The sequence below is a fragment of the Sphingobacterium sp. MYb388 genome (assembly GCF_037479535.1).
GTDB classification, from domain to species: domain Bacteria; phylum Bacteroidota; class Bacteroidia; order Sphingobacteriales; family Sphingobacteriaceae; genus Sphingobacterium; species Sphingobacterium anhuiense.
Genome location: NZ_JBBGYV010000003.1, coordinates 533,755 through 547,493 on the forward strand (window position 1 = coordinate 533,755; position 13,739 = coordinate 547,493).

A 13,739-nucleotide genomic window follows, 5' to 3' on the forward strand; every position below is an offset into this window, starting at 1 on the left:
TGAAATTGTGGAGTTTGTAACCATTGATCTTGTGTGTTTTTCTCTCTGTATAGAAGAACTATGTATGTATTTAAACTTAAATCATTAGGAAACAATACTAAAATTTCATTATCTTTTTTATGTAAATCAGTATTATTAGGTCCAACATTAGTGATTATGTCAGGAAATTGTGGACTTGTTAGTGAAGATGGATACGTGCAATTATTATTTCCACTTCCTTAAGATATTGTGATGCTTTTTGTTAAAGAAATGTTTTTAATAATTCCATTTATTAAATAATCAAAAGTCGCCTTAATATTATATTGTTTTGAAGCAATACCTTGGAAATTTGCGGTTCCAGTACTACCAAAGATTGCAGAATTCTGATAGGTTCCGTCAACACCCAGGCATTCTATTGACCCATTGATTTGGGTTGCTCCGGAAACTCCTACTAAAGTGGCCTTTGTATTGATGATTGTTCCGCTGACAGTGACTTCTAAAGTTATAGATGGAGGACCATTAGCTAAGAGATTAATGTTTTGAGACTTTGTACTGCTAATTTTGTTTAGCTCATCTTTTGTGATTTCAGTTCCATTTTGTTTAGAACAGCTAAATAAAAGCACAACTAGAAACAAAGTAAGTTTGTAAATTGAATTTTTCATAATTTTTTAGGGATTAGTTATGTGAATTTATGTAAATATTTCTATTTATTATGTTGATATTTTTGACACTTTATAAGTGTTTTAATCAGTCAATACTGTAATAAATAATATCTACATAAGTTAAGCGTCTTTTTTATACCTCAATTTTCTTCCATTCCAAAATAAATGAAATCACTATCTTTATATAGATTACACTTGTAACCCTATTATGATGAATGCTAAACAATTAATCAGTTTTATGATAGCCATTTGTATGATGCTTACGATTGGTAAAGCACAGACAAAATTAAACTATTGCAACGATCAGATACGAACCGGAGCAGAACAGACGGAAAAATACCTACCCTATTTAAAAGATAAACGAGTTGCCATATTAGGCAATCCATCAACAGTAATAAAAGAGCGCCATCTTGTCGATAGCCTTTTGCTCAGAGGAGTTAATATTGTCAAGATTTTTGGCCCAGAGCACGGCTTTAGAGGAAATGCAAGTAATGGAACCGAAGTATCGGACGAAAGAGATCCCACAACGCAGATACCCATAATTTCCCTGTACGGAAATAAGAAAAAACCAACAGCAAAGGATTTAGCAGATGTCGATATCTTTATTTTTGATGTGCAGGACATGGGCGTCCGTTTTTATACCAATATCAATACCTTACGGGATATAATGGAAGCGTGTGCCGAAAATGGTAAAGAGTTGCTTATCCTTGATAGACCAAATCCCAATGCATACCTCATTGATGGACCCATACTCGATATGAAACATAAATCAGGAATCGGTCAGTTCCCGGTACCCATTGCCCACGGTATGACTACGGCCGAATTTGCTCAGATGATCAACGGAGAGAAGTGGATGGCAACAGACCGTAAATGCAAATTGAAAATCATTCCAATAGAAGGGTATAACCACAGTATGCTATATAAATTACCTGTCAGCCCATCACCGAATCTCAATACTGAACAGAGTATAATTCTATACCCCAGCACCTGCCTCTTTGAAGGAACCAAATTGAATCACGGTCGTGGAACAGATTTTCCATTCACCATTGTTGGCAGTCCGATATATAAAGGAATCTTCACATTTTCCTTCACACCCGTTAGTAAAAAAGGAATGAGTGAAACACCACTGTTCATGAATGAAGTCTGTTACGGATTAGATTTACGAGATTATGATTTGCAAAGTCTCGTTGACAGTAAAGAGATCAATCTTTCATGGATAAAAGAAATGTACAATAAATCCCCAGAAAAAGATAAATTCTTTGACCAGAGCTATTCCAAGCAAATCGGTAGTATCGAAAAGCTGGCCGGAGTAGACCAATTTCGAAAGCAGATAGAGAACAATGTGAGCGATCAGGAAATCAGAGCAAGTTGGAAAGCAGGTTTAGAAAGCTATAAAAAGATGCGTCAGAAATATGTCCTTTATAAAGATTGATGTAATACCGGAAAAAATCACTTATTCTACAGGTGGCACATCATTTTCATTAAAACCAATTAAAACACGCCATTAATCGGCAGTGGTTTGAAGTTTCTTTGAGAATCATTCGAGACAAGTAGGAGACAAGTTCGGCGATGGTATGCCTTCTGTTCGGCGTTTGTTTGCCTCCTTGCCGAACCCCTCCCGAACAATAGGCGAAAGAGAGTCGAACCATTCCCGAAGGTGTTCCCTATGAATGTCAAGGCACTACCGACTCAATCCCGAATAAAGTATGGACTTTCACGGACTTCTACGGACTTACATGGACTTTTACGCACTTAAATTTACTGAATGTAGAGATATGAGCTAGTTGATTCATAAAGCTAATAATTGTATTTATCCAATAAATAAACTATTTTTAGTAAAACCAGTATAGCATAAATCATGTTCGATTTCGAAAAACCTAAGAATCCATATCGAAAAAAAGGAAAAGATTATAATTTGTCAGAGAACAGCAAATTAGCAGGAGCAGATTTCGCATACTCCAATACATTAGCCAGCAGGATTTATAAGCAGATGAAAATCATACAAGATGATTCCGCTAAGTACGAATCCTTCTTACGTCTCAAAAAGAAGCTTTACATGGTCATTCGAAATGATCGTCAACATGATCTAGGACAATTGAAATTAGGATACGGGAACATAAATCCGCTAAAGAACTTCCGTTTTTCACCAAAGACTAGTTGGCAAACTTTCTTTATGAATTATCCCACAACAAATTTTGACGCGGAGAAAGAAGAATTATGTATAAGTACTCCACCGATTTTAGCCCGTGAACTAGATACACTTCCTGAAAGAGTAAGAAAAGTTATTCTGAAGATGCATATCATTAAAGTGTCCATAGATGATGAAAATACAGTTGATATAAGTTCAAGTAAAGAGTTGGTTATAGTTAAGGGTGATGATGTCGAATCACGATCGGTCATTTTTTCCATTAAAGATAAACCCAATGTGCTATTATTATGTGTGGCCACCGTACGGATGTGGCTGTTATCCACAGATCGTAAAGAGGAATTTCTGACCCTAAACACAAAATATATGACTGCAGAAATATTTGATGCCATATTGATTCGTAACGGTCAGATCTGCAAGTTTGAAGAGGAAACAAATAAAGAAAGCCGTCCTTCGGAATTTCCAGATTCAGATGAAGAACTAGATTGGGTGTAATAAGTTTTGAAATTTTAATAAAAGTAATATTTTGTGAGCTTGTGCTTCCGTAGAATCATTTTAATTTATCGTTCTTAGAGTTTGAGCAGCCTCCGACCTGGAGAGGAAAGGCCGTAAATGAAGCTTTTGCTAAATAATGATTTTTTAAAAGATATATCCATTACTAGGGGAAATTAATAGTAACAGGAAGCCCTCTGATCTGCTCAGGGGCTTTTGCATTTAAGAACCAAATTTGATTAAAGAATAATACTTTGTAAATTAGGACATATAAATCTAAACATGCTATTTAAAAAATCAACCTTCTTCCTGTTATTATTTTCTTGTGCAATCGGAAGTGGCCAAGTTCATGCCCAAACAAAAGAACGACCGAATATTATCGCATTCATCGTAGATGATATGGGATGGGAAGATACTTCGGTTCCTTTTTGGAAAGAAAAAACTTCGTTAAACAATTTTTATCAGACACCGAATATGGAACGTCTGGCGAACCAAGGTATGAAATTTACACAGGCTTATGCCAGTAGTGTTTGTTCTCCAAGCCGGGTAAGTTTAATGAGTGGCATGAATGCCGCACGACATCGGGTGACCAATTGGACATTAAACAGAAATGCTTCCGTAGATGCTAAAGATGATGAGTTGGATTTTCCTTTGTGGAACGTAAATGGTATGCAACCCGTTGATACCATAGAGCGATCTGTATTTGTCAATTCCTTGCCTCAACTATTAAAGGAAAACGGATATTTAACCGTTCATGCAGGAAAGGCTCACTTTGGAGCTGTGGGAACACCTGGAGCTGATCCTATAAATTTGGGGTTTGATGTGAATATTGCCGGTCATGCAGCGGGTGGTCCTGGTAGCTTTCTGGGAACAGAAAATTTTGGGAATAATAAAGATGGAACGCCCAAAAGTCCTTGGGGAGTACCGGGTTTGGAAGAATATTACGGTCAGGATATATTCTTGACAGAAGCATTGACGCAAAAAGCACTAAAAGTTTTGAATGACTCATTGTCAAATCAAAAACCTTTCTTTTTGTATATGTCACATTATGCAGTGCACGTACCTTTTAATGCAGATAAACGGTTCTATCAGAAATATATTGATAAAGGAGCCACTCATGTTGAAGCACAATATGCTTCAATGGTAGAAGGTATGGATAAGAGCCTCGGCGATATGATGGATTTTTTGGAAAGTAAACATTTGACTGATAATACGATCATCCTCTTTATTTCTGACAATGGTGGTTATGCGATACAGGATCGTGGCAGAACATGTAAAAAACACAGATGGAATGAACCTTTAAAAAGTGGCAAAGGATCGGCATATGAAGGTGGGATAAGAGTACCCATGCTGGTTAAGTGGCCCGCTGTTGTTAAAGAAAATTCGGTAACGGAATATCCCGTTATAATAGAGGATATATTTCCGACAGTATTGAACATGGCAGGAGTTAAAAAAACAAAAACTGTGCAACATATAGACGGAGAAAATTTTATTTCTGTACTGAAAGCGAATAAGCAGGTAAATCGTAAATCGGCCATATATTGGCACTTTCCAAATAGCTGGGGCGAGACTGGACCCGGAATAGGTGCAACAAGTACAGTGAGAGACGGTGACTGGAAACTGATCTATTGGCATAAAACGCAGAAAAAAGAACTGTTTAATATCAAGAACGATATCGGAGAAGAGCAAGATCTTGCGATGAATAATCCCAAAATTGTAAAAAGGTTATCACATAAGCTGGGAGGCTATTTAAGACATGTAGATGCTCAGATGCCAATTATTAAAAATACTAAAGCTTCTGTTCCTTATCCAGACGTAGTTTCTGATCGGTAGTACTTCGTAATAAATTTTGGTAAATGATATATGAAAATAACAAAACAAAGCCCTCTATAATATTTTAGAGGGCTTTTACTTTTTTTAGCTATCTAATTTATTCCTGAGTTTAATTTATGCTCCAAACATTTTTCTATTCCTCCCACAGCATGTATCGTCTGCAGAGCAATGGGAAGATTAGTGAGAAATTGTGCAATGGGAATTATACTGTCCGCACTTTGTATGAAAGAATCTTTTAATGAGGTAATGGAAAAACTTTCTATTAATTCATCCATGATTTCGTACCATTCTCTATGAGTTTTGAAACGAAACATTCGAGCTAAGAAATCAGGAGGATAGATTCCTAAGTTATTATTGCACGAACAAGCTATCTCGTGTTTATGATTTAAGAATAAATCTTTTTTCTTACATTTTTGTAGGTCTGATTGGATGAAAATCAACCACGCGAGGTCGATTGCATAACCGATATTCATATAAATGTAACCATAGTTGAAATCTTGGCAGCGCATCCTGCTACTGACAGAAATATTAACAAGGTGGTTGAAATTTTTACTCCAGTCCGTATTGCTTTTTGCAAATTTCTCTAAAGAGTTTGAATAATTCTTAAAGGTATATTTAGGTAAATACCTAAACTCTTTCCATTTTAGTTTTTTTTTTCATGATTGTAATATTGGATTATTATGCTGTTGGGTAGCATTAAATAGGCTGTCTGAAAGGCTATATCAAGGGGGGTATGTTGTGTTCATTTGCTACATTTTAGTTTGTGTTATTTCTTGTCACATCTTTTTGGTGAGAATGGAGATGAAATGTAACATTGTATTCAGACGCCTTATTATTTATTTGTTTTATAACATATTTTTTTCGTTAAATGCTCTGTTTTTTTAAGATTATAGAGATTGTAAGGTTGGCTGAATACAGGTCATGTTCTCTTTTAAAGTGTTTACCGGGTCAAGATGATCTGTTGCTTCCATATATAGTCCTGTTATTTTCTGTGTAGCTCCTTCTTTTATATTTGCGCCTTATTCTCTGTTTCCAGTTTTGTCGAGTTTATTTCCGACATTTTTTCTTCATCTCGTATATCATGAGGATCGTCTAATGATTCATTATTTGATTCCGCTTCTTCACGTGGTTTCCTTGATTCCATATGAACATAGGGAGGTAGAGGAATAGTGATACCCCCATGCTCATAGATATAATAAAGTGCGTACGCCAAACGAATGAGAAACTCGCGAATAACGACAATTTTATCACCGAAATGTTCATCGCCGATAGATCTTTTTAAAGTTAGCTGTTCCATCAGGCCATCCATGGTTTTATACCATTTTTGTAAGGGCTGATAAGAGAAAAACTTACGAATCAAATCGTAGGGGCTTTTTTTATTATTACAAGTGAATTCAGGTCCATACGAATAATTGAAGTAATCTTTTCTTGTGTCAAATAATGTTAAGGGATTCTTATGTTTGGGTAGTCCACATTGTTTAAAAATAACATAAGCTATTTCCATCTGCTTAATCATTTGATGGCAATTGTAGCCATTTTCGGGATAACCACCGGTCGACATCGCTGGATAAGCTCCAGTTGTTACAAAGAGATTGATATCCTTTTGCCAGTTAATGATATCAGTTTGCTGTTGGAAAAAATCACGGATGTAGATCATGGGATTTTTGATATTCTTTTTACTTAAATAGCGAAAATGTTTCGCTTTTAGTTTCTTTTGCGTATTTTTCATAATGGAAATTTTGGTTTAAAATGGTTTTAATTATCTTCATAAAACTAATTTAGGGATTATTTTAAGTCAAAACAAATTATTTTAAGATTAAATTTGCACATATGAGTGATTATTTGAAGAGAATTAAGCTTGTTGCTGATCGGGAAGGTATGAGTGTTTCTGCTTTAGAAGCTACTATTGGGGCCAGTAAAGGCGTTTTTACAAGAGCCCTGAACAACGGGACAGATATTCAATCAAAGTGGCTAATCAGCTTGTTAGAAAATTATCCCGATTATTCAGCAGAATGGTTACTAAGAGGTGAAGGAGCTATGTTATGTGCTAAATCAATCGTTAAAGAATTTAATGAGACCTACTTAACAGCCGAACAGGAAGGCATTAGTAATGCTGTAATTAATGCCTTACATCAAGTAATAGCATCTCAAAATGCAACAATTAAATCCCAGGAAAAGATAATTTCCTTCATGGAGCGACAATTATCAGTTTACGAACAGGAAAATACATCGTCAAAAAAGGAGTAACCCATACGGGGTGATATTTAAGTAGGGATAAAGTAATATTGAAATAGCGTAAAATAACACGCAGAAATTGCGAGTTAAGAGGTTATAATGATGAGAGCGCTGTGTTGCATCATAAAGTATAGGTTAAAAAAGAGAAATCATGTCGGGAGTTAAAGAACGTGTGTTATTAATTGCAGAAAGTAAGGGGATAAGCAAAGCTATTTTTTTTGAAGGCTTGGGATTTTCTTATGCTAATTTTAAAGGCGTTCAAAAATTTTCAGCACTTAGTTCGGATGCAATGATAGCGATCTTAACTAAATATAATGATATATGTCCAACCTGGTTACTGATGGGTACAGGTGAAATGTATAGGAACAGTAACGGTGATGAAAGGGTTTCTCTTGAACATTCCAAGCAGCGCCCAGATGATAATGCAATTAAGATGGACGAGGCAATGAATAAAGTGATCAATGCTTTGGAACAGACGATAAGAACACAAGAGAAGACAATTCTTGCCCTTGAAAAGCAAATTGGTTTCTTGGAAAAAGAATAGGGTCGGGTATCATTGCACCTGATTTCTATAAATTAGGCCAATATTGACTCAAGAAAATTTGTATAGTACAATATTTCGTTATTATAATTTTAAAAAAATAACGGATTCAAGTGATTTTATTGCCGTGGTTTTCGTTTATTTTTGTCTCATGGAGGTGAACTGTCGAATATAAGAATTATTATTGCTAAGATCTTTTAATAATTAATAATACCATATTTATGTTGGGAAGACTATATCGTTTGTTTGCTGTGTTACTTTGTTTTACAACACTTGATACTGTTGCTCAATCGGCCGGTGATCGTCCTGTTTACACTTCAGAATGGGGGCATCTCTATCGAACCGAAAATAACAAAATGGATCTGCTGGGGATATTTCCGACGGAAGCTCCTGTATATGTTTTGGACTCTACAAAAACACAATATAAGGTGCAGGTGAGTAATGGGGATATTGGGTTTATAATGAAGCAACCTCTCCAACGGGCAATGTTTGGTAAGCGATCAGCGGGTGAACCTGCGCAATATTTCTATCGGGGTACACAAGGAAGCCAGTGCCCTCATTTTTTTGTTCAGGTATCGGAATTACGGGTGCGTAAAGCTCCAGATGTTTCAAGCACTGCAGTAAGAAGAGCAAGACTCAATGAGCTGGTCTGTATCGATTACTTTCCGCTCTACACGGACGGTTGGGTATATGTGGGTGATCACTTTCATGAGAGACCAGAATTCATTCAGGCAAAATTTCTAGGTGCGGAATTGACCTATGATAAAGTGTTAAAAGAATATCTCAAAGTAAAAGGTAAGGATCAAAAACAGGAAATTTTATGGGTAGGAAGACTCCGGGAAATTGCCTGGACCGATGATAAAAAATTAAAACAGGCATTGACATTTTGGAAAGAGTCATTCGAAAATGCTGGATTACAGGACCCGAAAGTTGATATTGATTTTGAATTGTATCTGGCAGATTGGTTTCAAGTTCGTCCGGCATTCGATGTGGTGGAGAAGCAGGTGACATCTTTACGGATGCATTTCGATTGGAAGGGGTTGCTTCTTTATGATGGGAAGATAACAGAAAGTCAGATGAAGCAACTTCAGATGCAAAAAGTATCGGTTATTCCGGATATGCCCGAATGCGGTTGGGAACCTGTATATTATTATCGATCTGATAATAATATCGTGGCATTTGAAGAAAATGTCAAGGGAAAAGTTTTTGGGTCCGTATATCAGGTTACCCTCAGCAATGAGCTAGCCTTGTGGATGGGAGAGGAGCGAATCGATATGAATTATGATGAAAAGGAATTTGTGAAACATTTTGGACATCTGGTTTCGACCGACTGGATCGGTGCCCCGCATGTTTATCGAATCCCCGATGGTGACGCAGGCCTATTTATGATCACTTTTGAAAATGGAAAAGCCGTCCGTTATGAATGTATGTTTTATTGTTAGAAAAGTCAATTAAAGATAAAATAAAAAAGGACCTGAAGCTTTTGTAAGTCCTTTTTTATTTTAAACCAATTCCATAGCGAAGAGATTGGCGATATGCCCTTTTAGCTTATCTTTTACCTCGTTAATATTGGGTTTATAGCCCAGTTCTCGCTCCATAGAGGTAACGTCTTTGTCGTCTATACCACAGGGTACAATATTTCCAAAATAGCTTAGATCGGCATTTACATTGAATGCAAATCCATGCATGGTTACCCATCGGCTTGCGCGGACACCCATCGCGCAGATTTTCCGTGCCTTTTCGTTGTCCCCATCGATCCATACACCTGTAAAACTTGGGTATCTTCCTGCCTGAATTCCATAATCATTTAGGGTTAGGATGATCGCCTCTTCTAACGTGCGTAGATAAAGATGAATATCGGTAAAGAAATTATCTAAATCCAGAATTGGGTATCCAACAATCTGACCAGGACCATGATAGGTAATATCACCGCCACGGTTGATCTTATAGTAGGTTGCTTCTTTCTCTTCGAGCGCTTTTTCATCCAATAAAAGATGTTCAGGTTTCCCAGATTTCCCTAAGGTATATACATGAGGGTGCTCGTTGAAAATTAAAAAGTTTTCCGTTGGAAGTTCTGTGCTGTTAACCCGGTTTTCATGTTTTACAGCTAAGGTTTTATTAAAAATCTCTTCTTGTCTATCCCAGGCTTCTTGATAGTCAACCAAGCCCCAATCGATAAAGGTTACTTTTTTATTTTGCATAGTGATGTGGCTATATGCGTTTTAGCCCAGTTTGAAATGATTAAAGCACGCTTGATTTTACATTGGATATAACCTGTTTTTCAAGCGTACTTTAAGTACTTATAAATTCGGATTAGTAAAGCAAATTATTATAAGGATATCTTTCACGGTGAATTTCCACAATGATATCGTATAATTTTTGTTTAAATTCCTCTAAGTTTGTTTTATTTGTAGCTGAAATGAAGATTGCTGGATCAGCATTCTTGGCCATCCAGCTGTTTTCAAAATCTTCCAATGTTACTGTTTTTTCACCTTCTTCACCCTCTTCAACTGTCGGTACATAAGCATCAATTTTATTGAATACCGTAATGATTGGTTTATCTAAAGCTCCAATATCTTTCAATGTCTCATTAACAGCGATAATATGATCTTCAAAATTTGGGTGTGAAATATCAACCGCATGAATCAATACATCCGCTTCGCGAACTTCGTCTAATGTTGATTTAAAACATTCAACTAAATGATGGGGAAGTTTACGGATAAAACCTACAGTATCGGATAATAAGAATGGTAAATTATCAATCACTACTTTACGAACGGTTGTATCTAATGTTGCAAATAATTTGTTTTCAATCAAAACATCCGATTTTGAAATCATGTTCATGATGGTTGATTTCCCGACATTGGTATAGCCGACTAAAGCAACACGTATCATTTCACCCCGATTTTTACGTTGTGTTTCATTCTGTTTGTCAATCAGATCAAGACGTTCTTTTAAAACAGTTATTTTATTTAAAATAATACGTCTATCAGTTTCAATCTGACTTTCACCAGGACCACGCATACCAATACCACCACGTTGGCGTTCCAAGTGGGTCCATAATCTTGTCAACCTGGGTAATAAATACTGTAATTGTGCTAATTCAACTTGTGTTTTTGCTTGCGCACTTTTAGCGTGGCTTGCAAAAATATCTAAAATTAAATTTGATCTGTCTAATATTTTAACTTGAAGCTCACGTTCGATATTACGTAATTGAGAAGGAGATAATTCATCATCAAAAACGACCATATCAATTTCTTCTGCGATAACAAAAGCTTTAATATCTTCCAATTTTCCTGCCCCTACATAGGTAGAGCGATCTGGATAAGTTAATTTTTGCGTGATAATACCTTTTGTTATCCCGCCTGCAGTTTGAACTAAAAATTCTAATTCTTCAAGATACTCGTGTGCTTTTTCCTCGCTTAATCCCTGAGGAATTACACTCACGAGTAAAGCTGTTTCGGGTCTTACTGCGGTGTCGTATATTTTGATTTTTGCCATTGTTTTCTATTCTAATTTTGTATTGCTTATTAAGATTTTGCATGAGTAGGCCCAGGGGCACTGCAAAAAGACGTGAAAATGATGTGACGTCATAGCACGATGACTCAATAATAATACAAAGATAATCGTTTTTAGTTTAATTGTTTTATGCCAAAAGCGGATCCTATAATTTTATTAAAGAAGCTTATAGACTAATGCATAATGGAATAGGAGGGAGATAAGTACTTTATGAGATCTTATCCCATGCAATACCGTCCGTTTTTCTAGCGAGGTATTGTCTGAGTGATGCATGACGTTCTTCTGTCATTTCTGGATCTTCCTTGAAGATATCAATAACAGAATTTCGGGCTTCTGACAGAAGCTGTTGGTCTGTTGCAAGGTTGGCCAATTTTAATTCCAGTACACCAGATTGTTGCGTACCTGAAATATCGCCCGGACCACGAAGTTCTAAATCAACTTCTGCGATTTCGAATCCATCATTTGTTCGTACCATTGTATTCAATCGCAACTTCCCTTCCTTGCTCAACTTATTACTTGACATTAAGATACAGAACGATTGCTCTGCACCACGGCCAACCCGTCCTCTCAACTGATGGAGCTGAGATAAACCAAATCGTTCCGAGTTTTCAATAATCATGACAGAAGCATTGGGAACATTAACACCGACTTCAATTACGGTTGTTGCAACCATAATCTGGGTTTCATGTTTCACAAAACGTTGCATCTCAAAATCCTTATCTTTGACAGGCATCTTGCCATGGACAATACTGATCTTAAATTCAGGAAGCGGAAATTCACGTTGGATATTTTCCAGACCTGCTTCTAAGTATAATAAGTCTAGTTTCTCACTTTCCTTGATCAGTGGAAATACAACATACACCTGTCTCCCCTTTGCTATTTCTTCACGGATAAGACCAAACATGCGCAATCTGGAGCTCTCGAAAAAATGAACTGTCTTAATCGGTTTTCTTCCCGCAGGGAGTTCGTCGATAACCGAAATGTCCAAATCGCCATACATAGTCATTGCCAAAGTACGCGGAATAGGGGTAGCGGTCATCACGAGCATATGTGGTGGAATGCTATTTTTACGCCAAAGTTTAGCGCGCTGTTCAACTCCAAACCGGTGTTGTTCGTCAATAACAACAAAACCTAAATTCTTAAATTTGACTTTGTCTTCAATTAAGGCATGGGTTCCTATCAGGATATCCAACGAACCATTTTCCAATTCTTCATGTATGATACGGCGTTGCTTAGTACTCGTAGAGCCTGTTAACAATTTAATATTGCAGATATCCTCTCCCAGTAACTCTTTTAGCCCCGTATAATGTTGGGTTGCTAATATTTCTGTTGGTGCCATCATGCAAGCTTGAAAACCGTTGTCTATGGCCAAAAGCATAGTTAAAAGTGCAACCACTGTTTTCCCAGATCCCACATCGCCCTGCACCAAACGATTCATTTGTGCGCCGGTAACAGTATCCTGTCTGATCTCTTTGACGACACGTTTCTGTGCGTTGGTCAACGGAAAAGGAATCCGTTCTTTGAAAAAGGTATTGAATTTGTCGCCGACTTTAGAGAAAATCTGTCCCCTGAATTTTTTAGTATTGAGCTGTTTATTTTTTAGTAATTTGAGCTGAATATAGAATAATTCTTCAAATTTGATACGTTTTATGGCCTGCGTCAGTTCCTCTTGACTCTGTGGAAAATGAATCGCAACAGTGGCTCTGACTTGGTCCATCAATTGATGCTTGGCCAATAAATAAGCTGGTAGCTGTTCAGTGAGTTGACGAAATACGGTTTCTAAAGCAGTCTGCTGTAATTTTTGAATCCCTTTACTGTCCAAGTTGAACTTCTTCAGTTTCTCAGTGGAGGAGTAGACAGGTTGCAAAGTCATATTACCCAGGTTTTTTACTTGAGCTTGATAAGGTTCCATTTCGGGATGTGTGATCGATATCTGTCCGTTAAATACAGATGGTTTGCCATAGAGCACATAGGCCGAACCTACTTTTAATGATTTCTGTAACCAGGTGATCGATTGGAACCACACCAGTTCGATGCTCCCTGTTTCATCTTTGAATTGTCCAACCAAACGTTTTGCTCTTTTTTCACCAACTTCTTTAAGCCCAATAAGTCTCCCTAATACTTGGGCCGAATACATATCGGCATCCAGTTGTCTTATTTTATGAAATACGGTACGGTCAATATAGCGAAAAGGGTAATAACTAAGCAGATCACCAATGGTGAAAATTTGCAATTCTTTTTTAATTACATCAGCTTTCTGAGGGCCTACGCCTTTCAGATATTCTATTGGGGTTATTAAAGATAAATCAGCCATTCTTCTACTTTGCTAATT

General features: G+C 36.8%; 12 protein-coding genes. 6 read left to right on the forward strand and 6 right to left on the reverse strand.

Translation table 11 applies throughout. The features are described from left to right. Positions 1–218 precede the first annotated feature (218 nt). Positions 219–641, reverse strand: a complete 423-nt coding sequence (locus tag WH188_RS12680) for a hypothetical protein (protein WP_339424097.1) — start codon at positions 639–641, stop codon at positions 219–221. Between the two features lie 253 nt (positions 642–894). On the opposite strand from WH188_RS12680, the gene WH188_RS12685 reads away from it, so the two are divergent. The 3 genes from WH188_RS12685 to WH188_RS12695 all read left to right on the forward strand — a co-directional run bounded on the left by WH188_RS12685 (position 895) and on the right by WH188_RS12695 (position 5,112). After that, positions 895–2,073 (forward strand): exo-beta-N-acetylmuramidase NamZ family protein, encoded by a 1,179-nt coding sequence (locus WH188_RS12685; protein WP_339424098.1) that lies wholly within the window; start codon positions 895–897, stop codon positions 2,071–2,073. Positions 2,074–2,499: 426 nt separating this feature from the next. Continuing rightward, positions 2,500–3,282, forward strand: a complete 783-nt coding sequence (locus WH188_RS12690) for a hypothetical protein (RefSeq protein WP_168127627.1) — start codon at positions 2,500–2,502, stop codon at positions 3,280–3,282. Between the two features lie 279 nt (positions 3,283–3,561). Further along, on the forward strand, positions 3,562–5,112 hold the full coding sequence (locus WH188_RS12695; RefSeq protein ID WP_168127626.1) for a sulfatase: 1,551 nt from the start codon (positions 3,562–3,564) through the stop codon (positions 5,110–5,112). Positions 5,113–5,204: 92 nt separating this feature from the next. Here WH188_RS12695 and WH188_RS12700 read toward each other — a convergent pair whose 3' ends face one another. Together WH188_RS12700 and WH188_RS12705 are read right to left on the reverse strand one after the other, a co-directional pair. Continuing rightward, positions 5,205–5,621, reverse strand: a complete 417-nt coding sequence (locus WH188_RS12700) for a hypothetical protein (RefSeq protein WP_165905863.1) — start codon at positions 5,619–5,621, stop codon at positions 5,205–5,207. A 497-nt stretch (positions 5,622–6,118) separates the two neighbouring features. Beyond that, positions 6,119–6,841: a hypothetical protein gene (locus WH188_RS12705; protein ID WP_021191972.1), complete on the reverse strand. Its 723-nt coding sequence runs from the start codon at positions 6,839–6,841 to the stop codon at positions 6,119–6,121. Between the two features lie 101 nt (positions 6,842–6,942). On the opposite strand from WH188_RS12705, the gene WH188_RS12710 reads away from it, so the two are divergent. From WH188_RS12710 to WH188_RS12720, 3 genes are all read left to right on the forward strand, one after another. Next, complete coding sequence (locus WH188_RS12710; protein WP_132769405.1) at positions 6,943–7,359, forward strand: hypothetical protein; 417 nt, start codon at positions 6,943–6,945, stop codon at positions 7,357–7,359. A gap of 139 nt (positions 7,360–7,498) precedes the next feature. Then, positions 7,499–7,891 carry a hypothetical protein gene (locus WH188_RS12715; protein ID WP_021191970.1) on the forward strand — a complete coding sequence of 131 codons (393 nt, stop codon included), beginning with the start codon at positions 7,499–7,501 and terminating at the stop codon, positions 7,889–7,891. 218 nt (positions 7,892–8,109) lie between these two features. Continuing rightward, positions 8,110–9,330, forward strand: a complete 1,221-nt coding sequence (locus WH188_RS12720) for a hypothetical protein (protein WP_132769404.1) — start codon at positions 8,110–8,112, stop codon at positions 9,328–9,330. 60 nt (positions 9,331–9,390) lie between these two features. Here the strand turns inward: WH188_RS12720 and lipB are convergent, their stop codons facing one another. The 3 genes from lipB to recG all read right to left on the reverse strand — a co-directional run bounded on the left by lipB (position 9,391) and on the right by recG (position 13,721). Further along, positions 9,391–10,089 (reverse strand): lipoyl(octanoyl) transferase LipB, encoded by a 699-nt coding sequence (gene lipB, locus WH188_RS12725; RefSeq protein ID WP_021191966.1) that lies wholly within the window; start codon positions 10,087–10,089, stop codon positions 9,391–9,393. Positions 10,090–10,201: 112 nt separating this feature from the next. Then, positions 10,202–11,389, reverse strand: coding sequence for a GTPase HflX (gene hflX / locus WH188_RS12730; RefSeq protein WP_021191965.1), 1,188 nt, complete (start codon positions 11,387–11,389; stop codon positions 10,202–10,204). A 226-nt stretch (positions 11,390–11,615) separates the two neighbouring features. Further along, positions 11,616–13,721: an ATP-dependent DNA helicase RecG gene (gene recG / locus WH188_RS12735; RefSeq protein WP_132769402.1), complete on the reverse strand. Its 2,106-nt coding sequence runs from the start codon at positions 13,719–13,721 to the stop codon at positions 11,616–11,618. Positions 13,722–13,739 lie beyond the last annotated feature (18 nt).

What these genes read in the sequence shown, in the direction of transcription:
- WH188_RS12680 (WP_339424097.1), bottom strand. Translation starts at nt 641, where the DNA reads ATGAAAAATTCAATTTACAAACTTACTTTGTTTCTAGTTGTGCTTTTA.
- WH188_RS12685 (WP_339424098.1), top strand. Translation starts at nt 895, where the DNA reads ATGATGCTTACGATTGGTAAAGCACAGACAAAATTAAACTATTGCAAC.
- WH188_RS12690 (WP_168127627.1), top strand. Translation starts at nt 2,500, where the DNA reads ATGTTCGATTTCGAAAAACCTAAGAATCCATATCGAAAAAAAGGAAAA.
- WH188_RS12695 (WP_168127626.1), top strand. Translation starts at nt 3,562, where the DNA reads ATGCTATTTAAAAAATCAACCTTCTTCCTGTTATTATTTTCTTGTGCA.
- WH188_RS12700 (WP_165905863.1), bottom strand. Translation starts at nt 5,621, where the DNA reads ATGCGCTGCCAAGATTTCAACTATGGTTACATTTATATGAATATCGGT.
- WH188_RS12705 (WP_021191972.1), bottom strand. Translation starts at nt 6,841, where the DNA reads ATGAAAAATACGCAAAAGAAACTAAAAGCGAAACATTTTCGCTATTTA.
- WH188_RS12710 (WP_132769405.1), top strand. Translation starts at nt 6,943, where the DNA reads ATGAGTGATTATTTGAAGAGAATTAAGCTTGTTGCTGATCGGGAAGGT.
- WH188_RS12715 (WP_021191970.1), top strand. Translation starts at nt 7,499, where the DNA reads ATGTCGGGAGTTAAAGAACGTGTGTTATTAATTGCAGAAAGTAAGGGG.
- WH188_RS12720 (WP_132769404.1), top strand. Translation starts at nt 8,110, where the DNA reads ATGTTGGGAAGACTATATCGTTTGTTTGCTGTGTTACTTTGTTTTACA.
- lipB (WP_021191966.1), bottom strand. Translation starts at nt 10,089, where the DNA reads ATGCAAAATAAAAAAGTAACCTTTATCGATTGGGGCTTGGTTGACTAT.
- hflX (WP_021191965.1), bottom strand. Translation starts at nt 11,389, where the DNA reads ATGGCAAAAATCAAAATATACGACACCGCAGTAAGACCCGAAACAGCT.
- recG (WP_132769402.1), bottom strand. Translation starts at nt 13,721, where the DNA reads ATGGCTGATTTATCTTTAATAACCCCAATAGAATATCTGAAAGGCGTA.